At 46.8% G+C, this 19,048-nt stretch carries 23 protein-coding genes; 2 read left to right on the top strand and 21 right to left on the bottom strand.

Annotated features, from left to right (window positions below):
* Positions 1–113: 113 nt before the first annotated feature.
* The 18 genes from GQ671_RS03040 to cmk form a co-directional block, all read right to left on the bottom strand.
* Positions 114–548 carry a DUF2487 family protein gene (locus GQ671_RS03040; RefSeq protein ID WP_160652504.1) on the bottom strand — a complete coding sequence of 145 codons (435 nt, stop codon included), beginning with the start codon at positions 546–548 and terminating at the stop codon, positions 114–116.
* Between the two features lie 13 nt (positions 549–561).
* The gene (locus GQ671_RS03035; protein WP_246153119.1) at positions 562–1,035 is read right to left on the bottom strand and encodes a YpiB family protein; all 474 of its coding nucleotides are present in this window, start codon (positions 1,033–1,035) and stop codon (positions 562–564) included.
* Positions 1,013–2,284 carry a tetratricopeptide repeat protein gene (locus GQ671_RS03030; protein WP_160652501.1) on the bottom strand — a complete coding sequence of 424 codons (1,272 nt, stop codon included), beginning with the start codon at positions 2,282–2,284 and terminating at the stop codon, positions 1,013–1,015. Before GQ671_RS03030 ends, GQ671_RS03035 begins: the two co-directional genes overlap by 23 nt.
* A gap of 2 nt (positions 2,285–2,286) precedes the next feature.
* Positions 2,287–3,573, bottom strand: a complete 1,287-nt coding sequence (gene aroA / locus GQ671_RS03025; RefSeq protein ID WP_160652498.1) for a 3-phosphoshikimate 1-carboxyvinyltransferase — start codon at positions 3,571–3,573, stop codon at positions 2,287–2,289.
* Positions 3,570–4,619, bottom strand: a complete 1,050-nt coding sequence (gene aroB / locus GQ671_RS03020) for a 3-dehydroquinate synthase (RefSeq protein WP_160652495.1) — start codon at positions 4,617–4,619, stop codon at positions 3,570–3,572. The genes aroA and aroB overlap by 4 nt, the downstream gene beginning before the upstream one ends.
* Before the next feature lies 1 nt (position 4,620).
* Positions 4,621–5,787 (bottom strand): chorismate synthase, encoded by a 1,167-nt coding sequence (gene aroC / locus GQ671_RS03015; protein WP_160652492.1) that lies wholly within the window; start codon positions 5,785–5,787, stop codon positions 4,621–4,623.
* Between the two features lie 74 nt (positions 5,788–5,861).
* A complete protein-coding gene (gene ndk, locus GQ671_RS03010; protein WP_160652489.1) occupies positions 5,862–6,308 on the bottom strand; it encodes a nucleoside-diphosphate kinase in 447 nt (148 codons plus the stop codon).
* A 69-nt stretch (positions 6,309–6,377) separates the two neighbouring features.
* Positions 6,378–7,331, bottom strand: a complete 954-nt coding sequence (locus tag GQ671_RS03005; protein ID WP_160652485.1) for a polyprenyl synthetase family protein — start codon at positions 7,329–7,331, stop codon at positions 6,378–6,380.
* Positions 7,328–8,038, bottom strand: a complete 711-nt coding sequence (locus GQ671_RS03000) for a demethylmenaquinone methyltransferase (RefSeq protein ID WP_160652480.1) — start codon at positions 8,036–8,038, stop codon at positions 7,328–7,330. Before GQ671_RS03000 ends, GQ671_RS03005 begins: the two co-directional genes overlap by 4 nt.
* Positions 8,039–8,049: 11 nt before the next feature.
* Entirely contained in the window at positions 8,050–8,544 is a 495-nt protein-coding gene (locus tag GQ671_RS02995; RefSeq protein ID WP_160652476.1) for a hypothetical protein, read from the bottom strand.
* A 60-nt stretch (positions 8,545–8,604) separates the two neighbouring features.
* Positions 8,605–8,877 carry an HU family DNA-binding protein gene (locus tag GQ671_RS02990; protein ID WP_160652473.1) on the bottom strand — a complete coding sequence of 91 codons (273 nt, stop codon included), beginning with the start codon at positions 8,875–8,877 and terminating at the stop codon, positions 8,605–8,607.
* Between the two features lie 119 nt (positions 8,878–8,996).
* Positions 8,997–9,719, bottom strand: coding sequence for a hypothetical protein (locus tag GQ671_RS02985; protein WP_160652470.1), 723 nt, complete (start codon positions 9,717–9,719; stop codon positions 8,997–8,999).
* Positions 9,712–9,900, bottom strand: coding sequence for a DUF2768 domain-containing protein (locus GQ671_RS02980; protein ID WP_246153117.1), 189 nt, complete (start codon positions 9,898–9,900; stop codon positions 9,712–9,714). Before GQ671_RS02980 ends, GQ671_RS02985 begins: the two co-directional genes overlap by 8 nt.
* 22 nt (positions 9,901–9,922) lie before the next feature.
* Positions 9,923–10,981 carry an NAD(P)H-dependent glycerol-3-phosphate dehydrogenase gene (locus GQ671_RS02975; protein ID WP_160652464.1) on the bottom strand — a complete coding sequence of 353 codons (1,059 nt, stop codon included), beginning with the start codon at positions 10,979–10,981 and terminating at the stop codon, positions 9,923–9,925.
* A gap of 15 nt (positions 10,982–10,996) precedes the next feature.
* Complete coding sequence (der, locus tag GQ671_RS02970; RefSeq protein ID WP_160652461.1) at positions 10,997–12,310, bottom strand: ribosome biogenesis GTPase Der; 1,314 nt, start codon at positions 12,308–12,310, stop codon at positions 10,997–10,999.
* Positions 12,311–12,412: 102 nt separating this feature from the next.
* Positions 12,413–13,630, bottom strand: coding sequence for a 30S ribosomal protein S1 (gene rpsA / locus GQ671_RS02965; RefSeq protein WP_160652458.1), 1,218 nt, complete (start codon positions 13,628–13,630; stop codon positions 12,413–12,415).
* Positions 13,631–13,704: 74 nt separating this feature from the next.
* Positions 13,705–14,280 carry a lysophospholipid acyltransferase family protein gene (locus GQ671_RS02960; RefSeq protein ID WP_160652455.1) on the bottom strand — a complete coding sequence of 192 codons (576 nt, stop codon included), beginning with the start codon at positions 14,278–14,280 and terminating at the stop codon, positions 13,705–13,707.
* Between the two features lie 2 nt (positions 14,281–14,282).
* A complete protein-coding gene (cmk, locus tag GQ671_RS02955) occupies positions 14,283–14,939 on the bottom strand; it encodes a (d)CMP kinase (protein ID WP_160652452.1) in 657 nt (218 codons plus the stop codon).
* Between the two features lie 71 nt (positions 14,940–15,010).
* Between cmk and GQ671_RS02950 the strand changes: the two genes are divergently transcribed.
* Positions 15,011–15,970 (top strand): asparaginase, encoded by a 960-nt coding sequence (locus GQ671_RS02950; RefSeq protein WP_160652449.1) that lies wholly within the window; start codon positions 15,011–15,013, stop codon positions 15,968–15,970.
* 39 nt (positions 15,971–16,009) lie between these two features.
* Here the strand turns inward: GQ671_RS02950 and GQ671_RS02945 are convergent, their stop codons facing one another.
* Positions 16,010–16,987: a YpdA family putative bacillithiol disulfide reductase gene (locus GQ671_RS02945; protein ID WP_160652446.1), complete on the bottom strand. Its 978-nt coding sequence runs from the start codon at positions 16,985–16,987 to the stop codon at positions 16,010–16,012.
* 13 nt (positions 16,988–17,000) lie between these two features.
* Entirely contained in the window at positions 17,001–18,014 is a 1,014-nt protein-coding gene (locus GQ671_RS02940; RefSeq protein ID WP_160652443.1) for a LysM peptidoglycan-binding domain-containing protein, read from the bottom strand.
* Positions 18,015–18,226: 212 nt separating this feature from the next.
* Between GQ671_RS02940 and GQ671_RS02935 the strand changes: the two genes are divergently transcribed.
* Entirely contained in the window at positions 18,227–18,451 is a 225-nt protein-coding gene (locus GQ671_RS02935; RefSeq protein ID WP_160653521.1) for a 4Fe-4S domain-containing protein, read from the top strand.
* Between the two features lie 48 nt (positions 18,452–18,499).
* On the opposite strand, the gene GQ671_RS02930 is transcribed toward GQ671_RS02935, so the two are convergent.
* Positions 18,500–19,048: an ECF transporter S component gene (locus GQ671_RS02930; protein ID WP_160652440.1), complete on the bottom strand. Its 549-nt coding sequence runs from the start codon at positions 19,046–19,048 to the stop codon at positions 18,500–18,502.

Genomic DNA, 19,048 nt, shown 5'->3' with positions numbered 1-19,048 from the left:
TTTTACATTTATTATATAACTAGGACAGTTCAATTTTAGCCTATTAGCTGAAACCGGTCAATAAGCTAAATCAACTTTTGATATGCTCGCGAACCATAATCGTGTAATAATGCCTAATCCCTCTGATTCCAGATGCTGATGACCTGTTTCATCACATTCTTCACCTCATCATTGATCAGGCTCATCTTCATCTCGACATCCATATCCTCAAGCGGGATGCGGTTCAGTACAATGGATTGTGCCGATTCGAAGGAATGATCAAGATGTGTCAGAATGATGACTCTTTTGAAACCATATGCCTCAAGCTGCGAGATATAAGTGCGCAGGACTTCCGTCATGCCCTCGACGGTCATCATGGGCGGCGTGATGAAAAGACGGCCCTTGAACTGTTTTTCGAGCTGGATCGTCACCATCTGGATCATTTCCATGTCGCTGGCATTGTCACGTGCACCCTCGTTCATATCTGCACTCGCAAAAGGGACCAGTGCTGTATCCACAAATTCGATTTCATCTTTCAGGACTTTGAGGTCCTGGTGATTATATAGCATTTCATCACCTCTTCTACTTGTTTGTCCGATTAAGGTAGTCTGTCAGCTGTTTGAATCTGGCATGGTCTTTTGAATCCAGCGCTTCATCAATCTGGGTGAGGACGGATTCATGTCCTATCTTTTCAAGGGTGCTGTCCATATCTGTTTCCAGTGCCTTCAAGCTATTGTATCTCGGATCTTCACGATGAAGATTGAATTTCAGTAGCAGCGGCTGTTCCTGGTTCATGTTCAATTCGTGGAAGATGACCTCACCATCTACGGTGATGGTATTCCCTTTTTCAAACAGCAGTGTGGGACTTGTACTCCCATTGTCGGAAATGCGAAGCTTACGGTCCACATTGCCGTTATCGACAAACACTGTATTACTGGAGACGACCGGGTGGGATTTGATGAAATTCAGAATCCACACAGCTGTACGATCGCCGAATTCATAATTGTATAGAATATAGTCAATGAAATCTTTTCTATGCCTGATCATGCTCTTCATCATAACGCTCCTTTTCAAACTGCCAATCTATATTGTCAGGTTCCAGGATGATGAGTCTGTCCAGTATGTCCTTTCTGTCAGGATGACGGATTTCGTTCAGGTACTTGTAGTAGTCTGTATAGAATTCGATGGATTCGCCAATCAGTTTTGAAGCATCCTGATAGAGGACCAGTGCGGTGCCATCATTCTCGTTCTCCTGTTCGATCTTCGCCAGAAGATACAGGCTCTCCCCTGATAGTGCATGGGTGTCTAGCTTCTCGGTGAACTGCGGGGCTTCTTCTGTTCTGCCGGATTTGAGCAATGTTTCAAACAGCATGAGATAGGCGTCGTCGTAATCCTGATCGATGGCAATCGCTTTGGAAAAATTATTGATCGCCTTATCCGTCTCCCCATTTCTGAAATAAAGCCTGCCAAGGTGGAAGAAGAACAATGGCTCGGTATCATCCTGCCTGATGTAGCTTTCGATCAGTTCTATCGCCGGTACCAGTTCGTGCTCCGTCTCATGAACATTCATGAGCAGAATATACGCATTGACGTAGTATGGTTCGTTTTCAATGACCTGATTGAGCAGGTTTTTGGCAGCTTCATAAGACTGCAGCTGGTATTCCAGCAGTGCTTTTCTGTAGTAGTCGTCATTGGTGAAGAATTTCTCATCGGCCATTTCGAAATATCTGCCAGCATTTTCAAGGTCAAGCTGATGCATGTGCAGCTCGGCCAGCCGCAGATTCAGCTCTATGCCATTGATTTCCTCGAAGCCGGCGGCAATCAAAGCCTCATAGTGGCGGACGGCATCCGGGAACTCCCCTTCCTGATAATAGATCTCTGCAAGTGCAAAGTCCAGAATGGGATCATCGCTCAGCGCTTTGGCCTCAAGCAGTGATCTTATTGCGACGTCGCTCATGTTGAGCTGCTGGAAGATTTCCGCTTTCAGTAGCAGCACAGCCGGTGTATTCTCTGCTTCATTGACATGGCTGAGCGCCTCGTCAAGGCGTCCATCGGTAATCAGTATGTCTACAAGATACGACAGGACTTCATCGTCATGGCTCGTCTGGCTGTTGAGGTGTACAAATATGCTTTCGGCTTCCTTATGAAGACCTGAAGCGACCAGTGTATCACCAAGAATGAAGAGGGCTTCAAGATCCATCTCATCCACAAGCTGGTCGATATTTCCGACGACTTCGTTCAATTTATTTTCAGGGTACTCCCCTTTTCTCAACTGATCAATAATTTCATAGATCTGATCCTGCATGGTTAGGCATCCTTCCTTAGTGCTTCAAGATCCTCCAAAAATCCGGGATAGGATATATCAATTGCAGACATATCATCTATTTCCAGTGGTGTGTTGCTTATTATGGAGAAAACAATCAGCATCATGATGATTCGATGGTCATTATACCCTTTTACTGGTGTATTTTCCATAACATCGACCTGACCCGGGTGGACAGTGAATCCATCATCGTACTCTGTGAACTGGATACCGAATTTGGACAGTTCATCAATGACTGCGCGGATACGGTCTGTTTCCTTGAAGCGCAGTTCTTCCGCTCCTCTCACAGTGCAGGCTTCATTGCTGAACGCTGCTATAAGTGCGAGGATGGGGATTTCATCAATCAGACGCGGAATGATGTCACCGGATATTTCGAATCCTTTCAGTTCCGGCGTATAGGCTGCATGGATCCTGCCAAGCGCTTCACCCGTCCTGGATGTCTGTTCGACCGTCACATCGGCTCCCATCATATCCAGCACGTCCAGAATGCCGGAACGTGTATCATTCAGTGAAACATTTTCGATTGTGATGCTGGATCCGGGTTTCAGAACAGCGAGAACAATCGGAAAAGCCGCTGAAGAGATGTCGCCCGGTACAGTAACATCCGAAGCGTTCAGTTCATTGCCGCCTGTGAGAGTGATTGTGCCGTTCTCGGATTTAATATCAGCTCCGAACTGCTCAAGCATGATCTCGGTGTGGTTTCTTGAAGGCGCGGGTTCATGGATGACACTGTGCCCTTCAGCAAATAGTGATGCAAGCAGTATGGCACTTTTTACTTGTGCACTGGCAATCGGCATCGTGTAGGTGATGGGGGAAAGATTTGCAGGTTTTATCTCAATTGGTGGATATTTTTCATCTTTCAGAGTGATATCTGCTCCCATTTCAGCAAGCGGGCGCTGCACGCGGTCCATCGGGCGCTTTGCGATGGAAGCGTCCCCTTCTATCTCGGCCGGGAGGCCGAGTCCGGCGATCAGACCCGTAATCAGGCGTGTTGTCGTGCCGGAATTCCCTGTGTAGAGTACATCATCCGGTGCTTGAAGACCACTGTGTCCCGGAGAGGTGACCACCCATTCCTGGGCATGCTCCTCCACCTGTGCACCGAGCGCACGCATACATTCCATGGTGCGGCGTGTATCCTCACTGTGAAGTGGCAGATGGATGTGCGTCGTTCCTTTTGCGAGCGTACCGAACATGAGGGCACGATGGGTGATCGATTTATCTCCCGGAACTTTCAAAGTTCCGCTGAAACTGCTGTTCAATAAATGGTTCATAGGCTCTCCTTTAATTGGGAAATATATTTTTTCAGTTGATTGCTGTCAATTTCAGTAAAGTAGCACTGTCCAAAATCGTTCATCAGTACAAAACCGGTTGCATCCGAGCTCTGGTTCTTCTTGTCTTTGCCCATAAGTGTCATCATTTCAACTTCATCGATCGCTTTCAGATGCTCGAGCGGATAGCCGTGCAGTTCAAAATACTGTCTGAACGAATCAAGATCGAATATATTGCGCGCTGCCTTCTCGTTTGAGGCATACATCATGAAATAAAGACCAAGCATCACGGCCATCCCGTGGGGCATCCTATACTTATACTCTATCGCGTGTCCCAATGTATGCCCGAGGTTCAGGAATTTTCTGATGCCCGACTCCTTTTCATCAGTGGTCACATAATGCATTTTGGTTTCTATGCCGCTGATGATGAACGGCTTCATCATGTCGAGTGATATTTTTGTCCTGGTGGCATCCATAAGCGTTCTGACGGTCTCTTCGTCTTTAAGGAGTGCATGCTTGAACACTTCACCGAAACCGCTCAGCAGTTCGTGGTGCGGCAATGTCTCAAGGAACGATAGATCGTAGATGACTGCTTTCGGACGATGGAACGCACCGATCAGGTTTTTGCCATGCCCACTGTTGATTGCAGTCTTGCCGCCTATCGAAGAATCGTGGGCAAGGAGCGTTGTAGGCACCTGGATATAGTCCACACCCCTCAATACCGTTGCAGCAGCAAAGCCGCCCGCATCGCCAGCAGCCCCCCCGCCGATTACGACGATCAGGTGGTTGCGCTTTATCCCCCTCTCAAGCAGGGTTTCTGTAATATGCTTGAAGGCATCGAAAGATTTCGATGCCTCTCCGCCTTCCAGTATGATGGGGTGCTGAACAAATGACAGCAGGCTATCCTTATACAGTGCATAAACATTCTGATCCACAAGGAAGTGTACAGAGCTGTATGCCGCGATATATTCGGATATGGACGCTTCCAAAATGCCATAGTCTACGTGGATGGTGTAGTTGCCATCTGCATAGTCGGTTCTGATTTCCATACTAGTATTCGCCCAGTCGCTGTTTGTATTGGGCAACAGCCGATTCCAGCTCAATGAAATCATCATGAGGGAACTTGTCAAGAATGGCACCGGCCATTTCAATAGCGACCATGTGTTCACATACAACGGAAGCAGCAGGAACAGCACATGCGTCACTGCGCTCGATAGTTGCCTTGAAAGATTCCTTGGTGTTGATATCCACACTGAAGAGCGGCTTGTATAATGTCGGTATGGGTTTCATGACAGCTTTGACGATGATCGGCATGCCTGTCGTCATACCACCCTCGAATCCACCAAGATTATTGGTGCGGCGGTAGTAGCCGTACTCCTCACTATAGAGGATTTCATCCTGAACTTCCGATCCCGGTGTCTCCCCGGCTCTGAAGCCGATACCGAACTCGACGCCTTTGAAAGCATTGATGCTGACAATACTGCCGGCAATTTTGGCATCAAGCTTGCGGTCGTAATGGACATGGCTGCCGAGGCCGGGCATCGGATTTTCAACGATGACTTCAACGATACCACCGATCGAGTCTCCTTTTTTCTTTGTTGCATCAATAAGTTCTTCCGCCTGCTTTGTCTTCTCCTCTGATACCATGCGGACTGAAGACTGGTCGGGACGGCCTGCACGCTCTTCAATACTGTACTCTGCATCATCCTTCACTTCGCCGATCTGGTTGACCCGACTGAAGATGCGGATATCAAGCGCATGAAGGAGTTCCTTGCAAAGCGCACCGACAGCGACACGTGAAGCCGTCTCCCGTGCAGAGGAACGTTCCAGTACATTGCGCAGGTCCCGGACATTGTATTTCATTCCACCGACTAGATCAGCGTGACCGGGACGCGGCTTCGTGATCACCCTTTTCATGGATGCTTCTTCTTCTGCAGTCAGGGGTTCACTGCCCATGATCTTGCTCCAGTGCTTGAAGTCATCATTTGTAATCTCCAGCATGATTGGGCTGCCGAGTGTCTTGCCATGTCTGACGCCGCTGCCGAACTGGAATGTATCCTTCTCTATCTGCATGCGACGGCCGCGGCCGTATCCACCTTGTCTCTTCAATAGTTCAGCGGTCATTCTTTCCTTGTCTATCGGCAGATTTGCGGGGAAACCTTCCACTATGGCCGACAGTTTCGGCCCATGTGATTCACCTGCTGTCAAAAATCTCATATAATATATCCTCCTTATTATTTCATGATACTAAAAAAAGCTGAGTGCTTTACCCAGCTTCTGCTATTTGAGTTCTAATAGATCCATGCACTATTGGAAAGCTTGTAGTCGAGAATCTCATTTTCATCAAAGAAAAGCGAGATTTCGCGCTCAGCACTTTCTTTCGAGTCGGACCCATGAATGATATTCTTTCCGACCGTCAGTCCATAGTCTCCACGGATCGTTCCAGGAGCTGCCTGTTGCGGATTGGTTGAACCTACAGCAAGACGTGCTGTATCAATGACATTGTCGCCTTCCAGTACCATAGCGAAAACTGGTCCTGAAGTGATGAAGTCTACAAGTTCACCAAAGAATGGTTTTTCCTCGTGTTCCTGATAGTGTGTTTTAGCCAGGTCTTCAGATACCTGCATCAGCTTGGCACCAGCGATTCTGAAACCTTTGTTCTCGAGACGTCCTACAATGGCGCCTATGAGATTTCTCTGTACACCATCAGGCTTGATCATTAGAAAAGTTTTTTCCATTTTTTGCATTCTCCTTTAGTTGAAATCCAATCCATACCATTTTAACACTATCAATTTTGATTTTTCAATTTAATTCAGACGGTTTGATAGTTTTTCTGCAATTTCCATCAGATAGGTCCGGATCGGCTCGTCTATATCCTCAATGGCCGCCCTTGCCTTATCGATGTACGTATTGCTGATAGCGATCGAACGGTCGATTGCATCGGAAGCGAGAAGATCCCCAATCAGTTCATCGAGCTTCTCCCTGCTTCCGTCGAATGCATGCAGTTTATTGCTGAAATCAGGGTCTTCATCCCTCAGCATGAGGACCGGCAGTGTATAATGACCATTTTCAAGGTCCGAGAACTTGGGTTTGCCGAGTGTCTTTTCATTTCCGATGAAATCCAGACAATCATCGATGATCTGAAAACTCATTCCGATATGATAGCCATATACAAGCAGCCCGTCCAGAATGCGCTGGTCGACATTTGCTGCGTAGGCCCCCATTTTGATGCTCAGTTCAATCAGCAGTGCTGTTTTTCTATATATCTTGGTGTAGTAGTCATCAAGCGTCTGGTAGGTATTGAACTGATGATCCAACTGGAATATCTCTCCGTCCACTATATCCCTGATGGCTTGTGAAAAAGCCTCATGGAGCGCCTTATGCTCTATCGTGCTGACGATGGAGAGCGAAGTGGATAGAAGATAGTTGCCGGTATTGATCGCCTGCAGATAACCATGTTCATAGTAGACGGTCGATCTGCCTCTACGCAACCTGCTGTTGTCGATGATATCGTCGTGTACGAGTGTCGCCATATGGATCAGTTCAAGGCTCGCACTCGCTTTCAGTACATCCGGATATCTGCCGGTCTCACCCAGTCTGCCGACAAGCAGTGTGAAAGTTGGCCGGATCTTTTTTCCACCTGATCTGAAGAGTTCGTAACTTTTGGAATGCACCAGAATCTCGTTCGGATCAAGATTCTCCTTTATGATATCACCGACTGCTTCAAAATCTGAAGCAAGATACTGCTTTACTGTTTTCAACTGAGTTTCACCCGTTCAAGCGGCCTGTATCCGATGTGGGTGGCAGCGGTACCGAAAGTATGCGGGATGACTTTGAGATTCGTAAAACCACTCTCAGCCATCATGGACTTGAGTTCATTCTTGGAAAGAAACGCGCTTGTGGATTCGTAGAGCCATTCGTATTCTTTCGAGCGGTCGGCAATAAGGCCGCCGAGCGTCGGCATGATGGTGCCGAAGTAGAAATCGAAGCCCTGGTTGACCAGCTTGTTTTCAGGAATGGATGTCTCAAGGACTACAAGTGTACCTCCCGGCTTCAACACTCTGTAGAATTCATCGATCGCCTTTTTGTAGTCAGGAAGATTCCTTAAACCGAAACCGATGGTTACATAGTCGAATGAACCATCATCGAATGGCAATGCCATCGCATTTCCCTGGGTCAGTTCTATATTTGAATGTCCAACTGTCTTTTCTTCTGCCACTTCCAGCATTTTTTCACTGAAATCGATGCCGATGACTCGGGCATCGGGTGCTGTTTCCGAAAGTTGGATGGTCCAGTCCCCGGTTCCGCAGCATACATCAAGTACAGACTGGCCATTTTTGACGAACATTTCCTTCATTGTCCGCCTACGCCACATATTATGCTGATTCAAACTGATGATATCATTCATCAGGTCATAGTCTGATGATATGGAATTAAATATGTTTTGAACTTTTGTCTCTTTGTCCATTCAACTCACCTTTACTTTTGGTTTATGTATGGAAGTGAAGTGATATCCAGGTTGTTCATGCTTGCCTCTATGACCTCACCGAGACGGCTGTCAACATATCCATTGGAGATGAGATAGAGCATGGGACCATAGAGCAGCCATTCCATCTCCTGTGGGCGAGGCTTGACTTTCCCCATCACCAGCTCGGATTTTCTGGAATTGAGCGACTTGGACATCTCCATCATATCATGCAGCACTTCATATTCTTCGTGTCTTGAGAGCATCATGTAGAATTTGCTGAACAGATAGTCGCCGGCAAGTACGTGGAGCTCCCTGTCAGCATCTTCAGGCACACGATCCAGAAAATTAAGAGCGGTGTTGAATAGCAGCACTGCCTGATTGACGTGGGGACTGTTTAGGATATGGACCTCTTCCGAAAAGAAATCAAAGAAGGGGTCATTATGTATATCGAGGATCCATGAGTTGGGACCGAGGTCGGATTCAAGTTCTTTCCTGAGCGCATTCATGACAAATATCACCTTATAAATTAATAGACCTAACCATTACGTTAGGCCTAAATAATTAAATTATTTTACTGCATCTTTAAGTGCTTTGCCTGCTTTGAATGCAGGGACTTTCGATGCCGAGATTTCAATTTCTTCTCCTGATTGTGGATTACGTCCTTTTCTTGCTGAACGCTCACGTACTTCGAAGTTACCGAAACCGATAAGCTGTACTTTCTCACCATTTTTCAGTGATTCTTGAATAGTGTCAAATACTGCATCGACAGCAGCACCTGCTTCTTTTTTAGTAAGGTCAGCATGATCACTGACAGCATTGATCAAATCTGTTTTGTTCATCAGATCCACCTCCTTATATGACTATAATGATAAACATGATTATCATTATGTTTTGACTTTAACACAGTGAATGTAGCACTGCAACGGATTTAGGCGCTTTAGGGCTAAAAAACGCCGTTTTAATCGCTTTTATGGCGGTTTGTCATGAATATCGGCCTGTTTTCTTCGTTCACTGTGATTTCAGGGGAATAGATCGGCACGATTGGTGTATATTCATACAGGACATGCCTTACATCTTCCCCGGTTTCGAATTCCAGGTCATTCTCTTTCATGATTCTGCCGATGTCCTCCCTGTAGTCCACAATGAACTGTTGTCCGCCGTTATAGTATACATTCAGGGTCGATTCTGTATAGGGGCTTGTCACAGTTGGATTTTTGTCAAACTCGTAGAAGTTCAGGTCCAGCGGATAGACATTGGGACCGATCGGCTCGCCGAGCTCAACATTCTCTCCAAATGTATTCAGACGGATGGTGAGAGATCTGATTTCGTCGGTGATCCTCAGATCAGCGAGCTTCACTTTCGGATCTTCCTCAGCGTCTATGATAACATACTGATAGTTGCCACCGGCTTCATAGGCATTATCAGGCCGCTGATCCAGATAAGTCGGTACCAGCGCTGTGAAATCAACCTGGTACTCGAGATATTCCCGCTGATCTTCCTGTGTCTTAATCGGCAGAAGACCTTCGGAATTCTCCTGGAACTGGTCTACTGCGTTCTGGACCATCTCTATCTGCAGATCATCCGGAATCCGGTTCTGTGTCTTTTCGGATTCCGGATACAGGCACCCTGCAAGAAGCATACTGCTTATAAGCACGATCACCAGCAGTCTTAAGCTACGCATGACTACTGCCCCCAAGTACTGGTATCATCAGCAGAAAGGAAAATATCAGCAGTGCCCATGCGATCAGGGAGACTATGATACTTATTGGCCGAGAAGTAATCTTATACCGTGCAACATATATCAGCACGGCTGCAAGTGCCATTGCACCCAGTGAATAGAACGAAATCCACATTAAGTTCATTCTTGATATATCAAACATCTTATCACTCTCTAGTCCATTCTTTATATTGTTGCTGCAGTGCTTCTTTCAGATCATCCGTCTCACCGGTCTTCTCACGCATCATCAATGCGTAGAAAGCCTCTTCCTGGCTGATATCCTCAAAAAGATACTGATAGAGTACTTTGGTGATGGGCATCTCGACTTCATACTGTGTGGCGAGTTCATAGGCAGCACGTGTCGTGTTCACGCCCTCGACCACCATGCCCATCTCCTGCTGTGCCTCCTCGACGCTTCTGCCTTCTGCCAGCATGATGCCGCAGCGGTAGTTTCTTGAATGCATGCTCGTCGCTGTGACAATCAGATCTCCCATGCCTGTCAGACCGAGAAACGTCAGCGGGTTTGCACCCATGCGCGTGCCAAGTCTTGCAATTTCCTGCAGGCCACGCGTAATGATGGCGGCTTTTGCATTGTCTCCAAAATTGAGACCATGCAGGACACCGATGGCCAGCGCGATGATATTTTTCAAAGCACCGCCGATTTCGACACCTGTCAAGTCATCATTGTGGTATACGCGGAAGTATTGGGTCATGAAAACATCCTGTATGACTTTGGCACCATCGGATCCGATGGATGCTGCACTGACAGTTGTAGGCGCCCGTCTGGCAACTTCTTCGGCGTGGCTCGGTCCACTGAGCACACATATATCCTGTACTGTTTCATCATCTGTTTCTTCCGAAATGATCTCGGACACTCTCAGATGGGTATCCAGTTCGAGACCTTTGGCAACATGGACAAGCAGCACTTTTTTGTGCATCGCCTTCAGATGCGCATGTACTTCGCGGGTGACCTGCCGCATGGCTTTGACAGGAACGGCGAGTACAATGATTTCTGCATGTGAGATGCTGTCCTCCAAATTGGACACTGCCTTGACGGCTTCAGGAATTGAAACGTCCTTCAAATAGTTGACGTTTGTATGCTGTTCATTGATTTCATCCACAACTGCACTATTCCTGCCGTATATATGCACATCGTGACCATTATCAACAAGCACCATGGCAAGACTGGTACCGAAACTGCCCGTGCCGATCACTGTAATTTTCATAAGGACTGCACCCTCCTAATTTCTTTTCCTACTGAGAATGTGTATTGGAGTACCGGTGAAGTCAAAAGCCTTTCTCAGCTGGTTCTGCAAATATCTCCGGTAGCTGAAGTGCATCAGTTCCACATCATTGACAAAAAGAACGAAAGTCGGTGGCGCTGTACTGACCTGGGTACCGTAATAGATGCTCAGTCTGCGGCCGCCGTTATCAGTAGGAGTCGGATTCATGCTGACACTGTCGACAAGCACTTCATTCAATGTACTGGACTGTACACGTTTTTTATGGGACTCATTGACAAGGCTGATCAGTGGGAACAGTGTTGTCATGCGTGTTTTCTTCAATGCTGAGACGAATGTAATCGGCGCGTAGTCGAGAAACTGGAATTCCTGCCTCACTTTATCTTCAAACTTCTTCATCGTCTTCTCATCTTTTTCCACTGCATCCCACTTGTTGACGACGATGACGACTGCACGGCCGGCTTCATGGGCCAGTCCGGCAATGCGCTTATCCTGCTCGATGATGCCCTCTTCACCGTTAATGACGACAAGGACAACGTCCGAGCGTTCAATTGCGCGGGTCGCCCGCAGAACGGAATACTTCTCTGTCGCTTCATACACTTTGCCCCGCTTGCGCATTCCTGCTGTATCTACAAGCGTATAATGCTCGTCATTATAGAAATAATCGGTATCGATTGCATCTCTGGTTGTCCCGGCGATATCGGAGACAATTACCCTCTCTTCACCGAGAATCGCATTGACAAGGCTTGATTTACCGACGTTCGGCCGACCGATCAGGGAAACTCTGACTGAATCATTTTCTTCCTCTTCTGTTTCAAGGTTCTTGAAATGTTCAACTGCCTCATCCAGAACATCCCCAAGTCCGAGTCCGTGCGAACCTGAAACCGGGAAAGGATCTCCGATTCCAAGCTGGTAGAATTCATATATGTCATTTCGCATTTCAAAGTTATCTATTTTGTTTACTGCAAGCACAACCGGTTTTTTGGATTTCTGGAGAATACGTGCAACGAAGAGGTCATCCTCTGTCACGCCTTCCCGGCCATTGGTGATCATGATGATCACGTCAGCCTCCAGTATTGCTATTTCGGCCTGCATTTTAATCTGTTCCTGGAACGGTTCATCTTTAATTTCAATCCCACCAGTATCGATGACATTGAACTCGTAATTAAGCCAGTCGCCAGGAGCATAAAGACGGTCTCTCGTAACGCCTGGGGAATCTTCTACAATTGCTTTTCTTTCACCGATGATGCGGTTGAACAAAGTAGATTTTCCGACGTTCGGTCTCCCTACCACGGCTATTGTTGGTTTATACATGGACTACCTCCTATATTTAAAATCATTTTAACACAAAAATAAAATAAAGAGCGATACTTATCGCTCTTTATCAGTTGATGACATATTGAATTTGAAGTCGTTCTAGATATCCAGGTCTTTGAAACGATCTCCGAAAACATCTCCGAGAGTCGGACCATCATCTTCGGTATCATCGCGGTATACTTTACCCTGTTCTTCTCTGGCTGGTCTGTCTGAAGTCTCCTTGATTGAAAGCGAAACTTTCTCGGAGTCTTCGTTCAGGGAAAGGATCTTGACAGAAACTGTCTGACCCTCTTTCAGCACGTCGGACGGTGTTGCAACATGTTCGTGGCTGATTTCGGATACGTGGACAAGACCTTCCACACCGGATGCCACTTCAACAAATGCACCGAAGTCAACAAGTCTCTTGACTGTACCTTCCAGGACCTCGCCTTCGGAATGTGCATTGAGGAATGAATCAAAAGGACTTGCTTGAGCCTGTTTCAGGGAAAGACTGATTCTTTCCTGTTCAGGATCCACATCAAGAATTTTGACCTGCACTTTATCACCGATACTGACTGCATCTTCAACTTTTTCAACTCTGCTGTAATCGAGCTCGGAAATGTGGGCCAGTCCATCGACTTCGCCAAGATTGATGAATGCACCGAAAGTGGTGATTCTTACAACCTCGCCTTCCACAATGCTTCCTGCTTCAAGAGATTCAAGCTGCTTCTTGCGCTCTTCTGTCTTTTCAGCTTCCACGATACGCTTGCGGTTCAGGATGACGCGGTTTTTTTCAGGTTCGATATCTTCAACTTTGACTTCGAGTTCCTGTCCTTCAAACTGGTCAAGATCTTCGATATAAGCGTCGGACAGCAGTGATGCAGGGATGAATCCTCTGACACCAACATCCACAACAAGTCCAGCTTTAACGACTTCCATCACTGTTCCTGTAATTGTTTCGTCATTATCCTTTGCTGATTGCAGGCTGTCATAAGCGTTGGACTCATCAAGCTTTCTGATGGAGAATATGACATTTTTGCGATCTTCTTCATTTTCAACTTTGATGACTATGCCTTCGATCGTGTCTTCTTCGGAAACGATCTCTTCAGGGCGTTCGATTCTCTTGTTCGTCAGTTGGCTGATTGGAACAATACCTTCAAAATCGGAATCCTCGATGTGTGCTTTGACAAATTTGTCTTCTATCTTGTAAACCGTACCTCTTACAGTATCACCGATTTCAAACGCGCTAGAAGTGTTTGTACCCGTTTCTTCGGAAGTGTTCACTTCCTCATTCAGTTCTTCATTGTTTTCTTCGTTCACAGTATTTTCAGTCGTCATATGCCTGCCTCCAATTACATTACTATAAAGTGTATATACCTAACTTCTTATAAATATAATAATTTGTCAAGTAATTAACCGGAAATAAGAAGATTGTTGATGCCATCTTTAATATTTTCCGTAATATCCTTGCGATTTCGTCCTGCCTCAATCAGCGACTTTGTATCAATGGGTTTGCCGAACACGATCGTAACACCCTTTTTTCTGTCATAGCTGCCTTTGATGGCAGCCGGTACAATCTGCGCTTCCGATTTCACTGCAAGGAAGCTTGCACCCTGCTGAAGGTCCTTGAGTGTACCGGATTTATTTCTGCCGCCTTCCGGGAAGACAAGGAGCATGCTGCCGTCTCCGAGCACTTCAATGGATTTCTTGAGCGCTGCCCGATCACTTTTCCCCCGTTCGACAGGTACTGCATTCAGACGCCTGATCACATTGCCCAGAACAGGAATCTTGAACAGTTCCGATTTCGCGAAAAATGACATCTCGCGTTTTACACTGACGGCAATCAGTGGAGGATCATAGAGTGATGTGTGGTTGCTGCAGATGAGTACAGGTCCCTCTGCCGGGATCCTGTCTTCACCGATCACCCTGATTTTGAATCTTGCCTGGTAGTACTTTTTTACTATTGCCTTTACTGTGCCGTATAGCATTTCTAATCTCCCCTCAACAGGTCTGAAGCCATTTTTATGATTTTGTTCTCCACTTCTGCTATGCCCATATGACTCGTATCGAGAAGGACAGCATCGTGGGCTTTCACAAGCGGTGAAATTTCCCTGTTCATATCCAGGTCATCCCTCCGGATGATCTGGGTGGTCAGCGTTTCAAGATCTATTTCCACCCCACGGGCTTCCTCTTCCTTGAGTCTGCGTCTGGCACGTATTTCAGGGGATGCTTTCATGAAGATCTTGAGCTCGGCTTCGGGCAGAACCGTCGTCCCGATATCCCTGCCGTCCATGACGACGCCTTTGTCCTCTGCGATCTTCTGCTGCATGGAAACGAGATAGCGTCTCACCTCGGGCAGACTTGAAACCTCGCTTACACTACTTGTCACTTCTTGTGTACGGATGTCTTCCGTAACATCCTCTCCATTCAGATACAGTGTGGTGCCCCCTGCTTCGAAACGGATGTCGAGGTCGTCCAGTTCATCCAGAACCTGCCTGCCATGACGAATGACATGCAGGGTTACAGCCCGGTACATCGCACCGGTGTCGATGTATATGTAATCCATTCTTTCTGCAATACGTCTGGAAATCGTACTCTTGCCTGCTGCAGCAGGACCATCAATTGCTATATTGATTTTCTTTTTCATATAAACCCGCCTTGTTCATTGTTCCAGTTTATTCTATCATAGTTTTATAGATTCGTTTAGGAGGAAGTCATATGCAGAAAAAAATACTGGCAATACATACCGGAGGGACCATCAGCATGTCCTCATCACAGGGACTGGTCAATCCTGTGGGAGATAACCCGGTCAAGTTTGAGGAGAGAGATCTGCTTGATATCGACCTCGAAGAGTCATACCCTGTAAGGAAACCTTCGCCCCATATGACCCTGGACGATATGATTGCCATCCGGGATATCATCCTTCAGGGTGTTGATGACTATGACGGCTTTGTCGTCACACACGGTACAGACACACTTGAGGAAACTGCCTACTTCCTCGATCTGACGCTGAGTATCAGCCAGCCTGTCGTCATCACCGGTGCGATGCGGTCCTTCAATGAAATCGGCTCAGATGGCATGTACAACTACATATCGAGTCTGCGTGCAGCCATGGATGACCAGTCGTATTCAAGGGGTGTACTCGTCGTTTTCAACGATGAGATACATACAGCCAGAAACGTCACCAAGACACATACATCGAATATTGCCACTTTCCAGAGTCCGAACCATGGTCCGATCGGCATACTGACGAAGGATGAGATCCATTTCCACCATCAGGTGAGTCTGCAGGACCAGTTCGACACTGCCCATTCAGGCAGGAAGGTCGGGCTGATCAAAGCGCATGCCGATCTGGATGATATCCTCTTCGATGCACTGGTGATGGCAGACTATGATGGACTGGTGGTCGAGGGGCTTGGCCAGGGAAACCTTCCACCCAGTGCGCTCGGCGGACTCAAACGCGTACTTGACGCAGGCATCAGTACAGTACTGGTCTCACGATCATTCAACGGCATCGTAGGCAGCTACTATGATTATGAAGGCGGCGGCTACGATCTGAAACAGAGAGGTGTCATCTTCTCGAATGGTCTCAACGGACAGAAAGCACGCATCAAGCTGCTTCTTGCGCTCTGCAATGATATAGAAGGTGACGAACTGGTGGAAGTATTCCAGCATTAAAGTCAAAGAAGCCTGCGACCGGATCGGTCGCAGGCTTTGTTATTGTTCAACTATTTTTTCTTGTATATCACTAGCAATTGCGCCACCGTGGAATCTTCCGTTCTCTATGAAGATGGTATTGGCATCATTGCCGGCGGCAATGACTCCGGCAATATACAGGCCCTCCACATTTGTCTCCATTGTTTCCTTGTCATGCAATGGTGCAACCCCATGGCTGTTTTCGTTCAGTTCCACACCGAAGGATGTCAGCAGACGGTAGTCCGGATGATACCCGATCATCGCGAATACATGATCATTCGGGATTTCGAATGTCTCGCCTTCTTTTTCAAGTACTACACTTCCATCCTTGATATCCACAACATCCGTATTGAAATGCATCGCCACTTTGTCGTTTTTGACCAGTGAATCGAATTGCGGCAGGACCCACGGCTTTACACTTTTTGAATAGGCACCCTGACGGTAGACGACAGTCACATTACTGCCGGCTTTTTCAAGTTCAATAGCTGCATCGACACTGGAGTTCTTTCCACCGATGATCAGTACATTCTGATTGAAGAAAGGATGGGCTTCCTTGAAATAGTGATGCACCTTGCTCTTATGTTCACCTGGGACATTAAGCGCGTTCGGCTGGCCATAGTAGCCGGTCGCAATCACAAGATTACTGCACCTGTACTTGCCTTTTGAAGTCTCCAGAATGAACGTATCCTCTACTCTGCGTCCGGATGTCACTTCTTCGTAGGTATTGATATTAAGGTTGAAATGTTTGACGACTTCCCGATAGTAGACGAGCGCCTGGTTTCTTTTCGGCTTATGCTGTTCCGTAATGAATGGAAACTCTCCGATGGAAAGCTTCTCGCTTGAGGAGAAGAATGTCTGGTGGGTCGGATAATTGTAGATTGCTTCAACAATATTTCCTTTTTCGATGACCAGATAGTCCATATTCCTGTTCTGCAGTTCTATGGCTGTAGACAGACCGCATGGGCCTGCGCCTATGATGATTGTTTCGATATGCTTCATGTCCTACACCTTTCTATTCTGGAATGACCAGTTCCTGTCCGACTGATAGTGAATCCGCAGTGACGCCATTGGCATCAAGTATCTTGCTGACGTTTTCTGCACTGCCGCTGCCATAGTAGCGCAAAGCGATACGATAGACATTATCGCCTCCACGAACGACATGGGTAGTACCACCTGAGCTTTCCGGTGCTTCTTCAGTCGTTTCTTCCGCCGGTTCCTCTGTTGTTTCTTCCGGTGCTTCTTCGGTGGTCACTTCTGTTTCCTCTGTGGGTTCTTCAGGGGTTTCCACTACACTGGTACTTGAATCCGTTGCCTCTCCAGATGCCTTATCCTCTATGGCTGTAGATGCTGCGGCTTCCAGTTCGGACTGTTCTTCCTCGCTGTATTCGAATTCAACCGAGCCGGTACCCAGATCATCGCCACCAGTTTCATTTCTTGATTCGGCAAGCTCACGCTCGAGCTCTGCCTTCTGGTCCTGAAGGTCATCATTCCCTGCTTCCTCCGGTGCTGCTCCAGTTGTTTCTTCCGCATTATCTGCAACCTCGGGACTTGTGTCATCTGTCGGCCAGAAGTTGCTGATGATGAGGACACCAAGAATGATGGTTACAGGCAGGATCAGGATGCCTGCGATAAGTGTTGGTGTAAATCCTTTTCTTCCGCCACCATCATCCCCGTCCCGGGTAACCTTGCGTGCTGGGCGGGCTTGCGACAGTTTTTCTTTTGATACTTTGAGTTCATCCCTGACTCTTTTGTTATATGAGGACAGCTTGCCTGCAAAAAACGCCTTCCCTTTTTCCAAAGTTTCCTTATTGATGTTTCTATCAAATTTCTGGCGCCATTCCTTAAGACGTTCATTCTGCTGGCCATTCGATCTGCCTTTATCTTTCTCCTTCGGCTTATGGCGTTCAGCCCGGCTGAAATTCCTATCTTCCGTCTTATGTTCTTCAGAATGCTGTTTGGTACTTTTGTCCTTCTCTTCTTTCGAAGCACGTTTATGTTCTATGTCTTTATAGAAGTCATCTTTCATGGACATTCTCCTCAAACTGTATATTTCATTTCAATTATAGTATGTTTCCCGCTTATTTTAAAGAGGGAGTGCTGTTGCTTTACGACTAAGGTCGTATTGTCACTGCCGGAACTGAATATAATTGAATTATAACCTGAATAGCCGTAAAATGAAGGGGAAGAAATGGTTGAGAGGTGAAAATAGTGAGCGGAAAGAAATATACGATTGTTGATATGGATACCTGCATTGCATGTGGTGCATGCGGCGCAGCGGCGCCTGATATATATGATTATGATGATGACGGGATTGCCTATGTCATCCTGGATGATAACCAGGGAACGATGGCGGTTCCGAACGAACTGCTTGAAGATATGGAGGATGCGTTCGATGGCTGTCCAACAGATTCGATCAAAGTTGAAGACCAGCCATTTGATGGAGACGCATTGAAATATGAATGAATAGAAAGCGTGCCATCGGGAACTACGGCTCCCGATGGCACGCTTCATTTATTTCGAAAGTTTCGGAATCACTTTTACATATACAACATATGCCACAAGACATACGAGCGTCCCTTTTATCAGATTGAAAGGTATGATGCCTGCTGTTACTACGGCACGTATATTCGCCACAAGATCCGACTGGTCGATGATGATGCCGTACATCGGCAGCAGGACAAAATAGTTCAATACAGCCATCATGACTGTGAGGACGATGATGCCTGTCACGAAACCGGCAATCAGAGAACGTCTGGTCCGATATTTTGCATAAATGAAATATATCGGCAGCAGAAGAGAGAATGCTGCAAGCATGTTCGACAGTGGACCGATCGGCTCACTTGCCATCAGCAGTCCATACAGGACGATTTTCATGATGATGATGAGCGCACCTGCCCCACCACCGAAAATGATGAAGCCGATGAATGCTGGTATATCGGAAAAATCGACAGTCAGGAAAGGTGGCAGAAATGGAATTGGAAACTGGATGAGCATGAGTATGAACGACAGTGCCGCCAGAATACTTATGATTATCAATCTTTCCAGACTTTTTCTTTTCAT

This window comes from Salinicoccus hispanicus, from assembly GCF_009831115.1.
GTDB lineage: Bacteria > Bacillota > Bacilli > Staphylococcales > Salinicoccaceae > Salinicoccus > Salinicoccus hispanicus.
The sequence above is the reverse complement of the archived record's forward strand: the minus strand, read 5'-3'. Positions and strand labels throughout refer to the sequence as shown.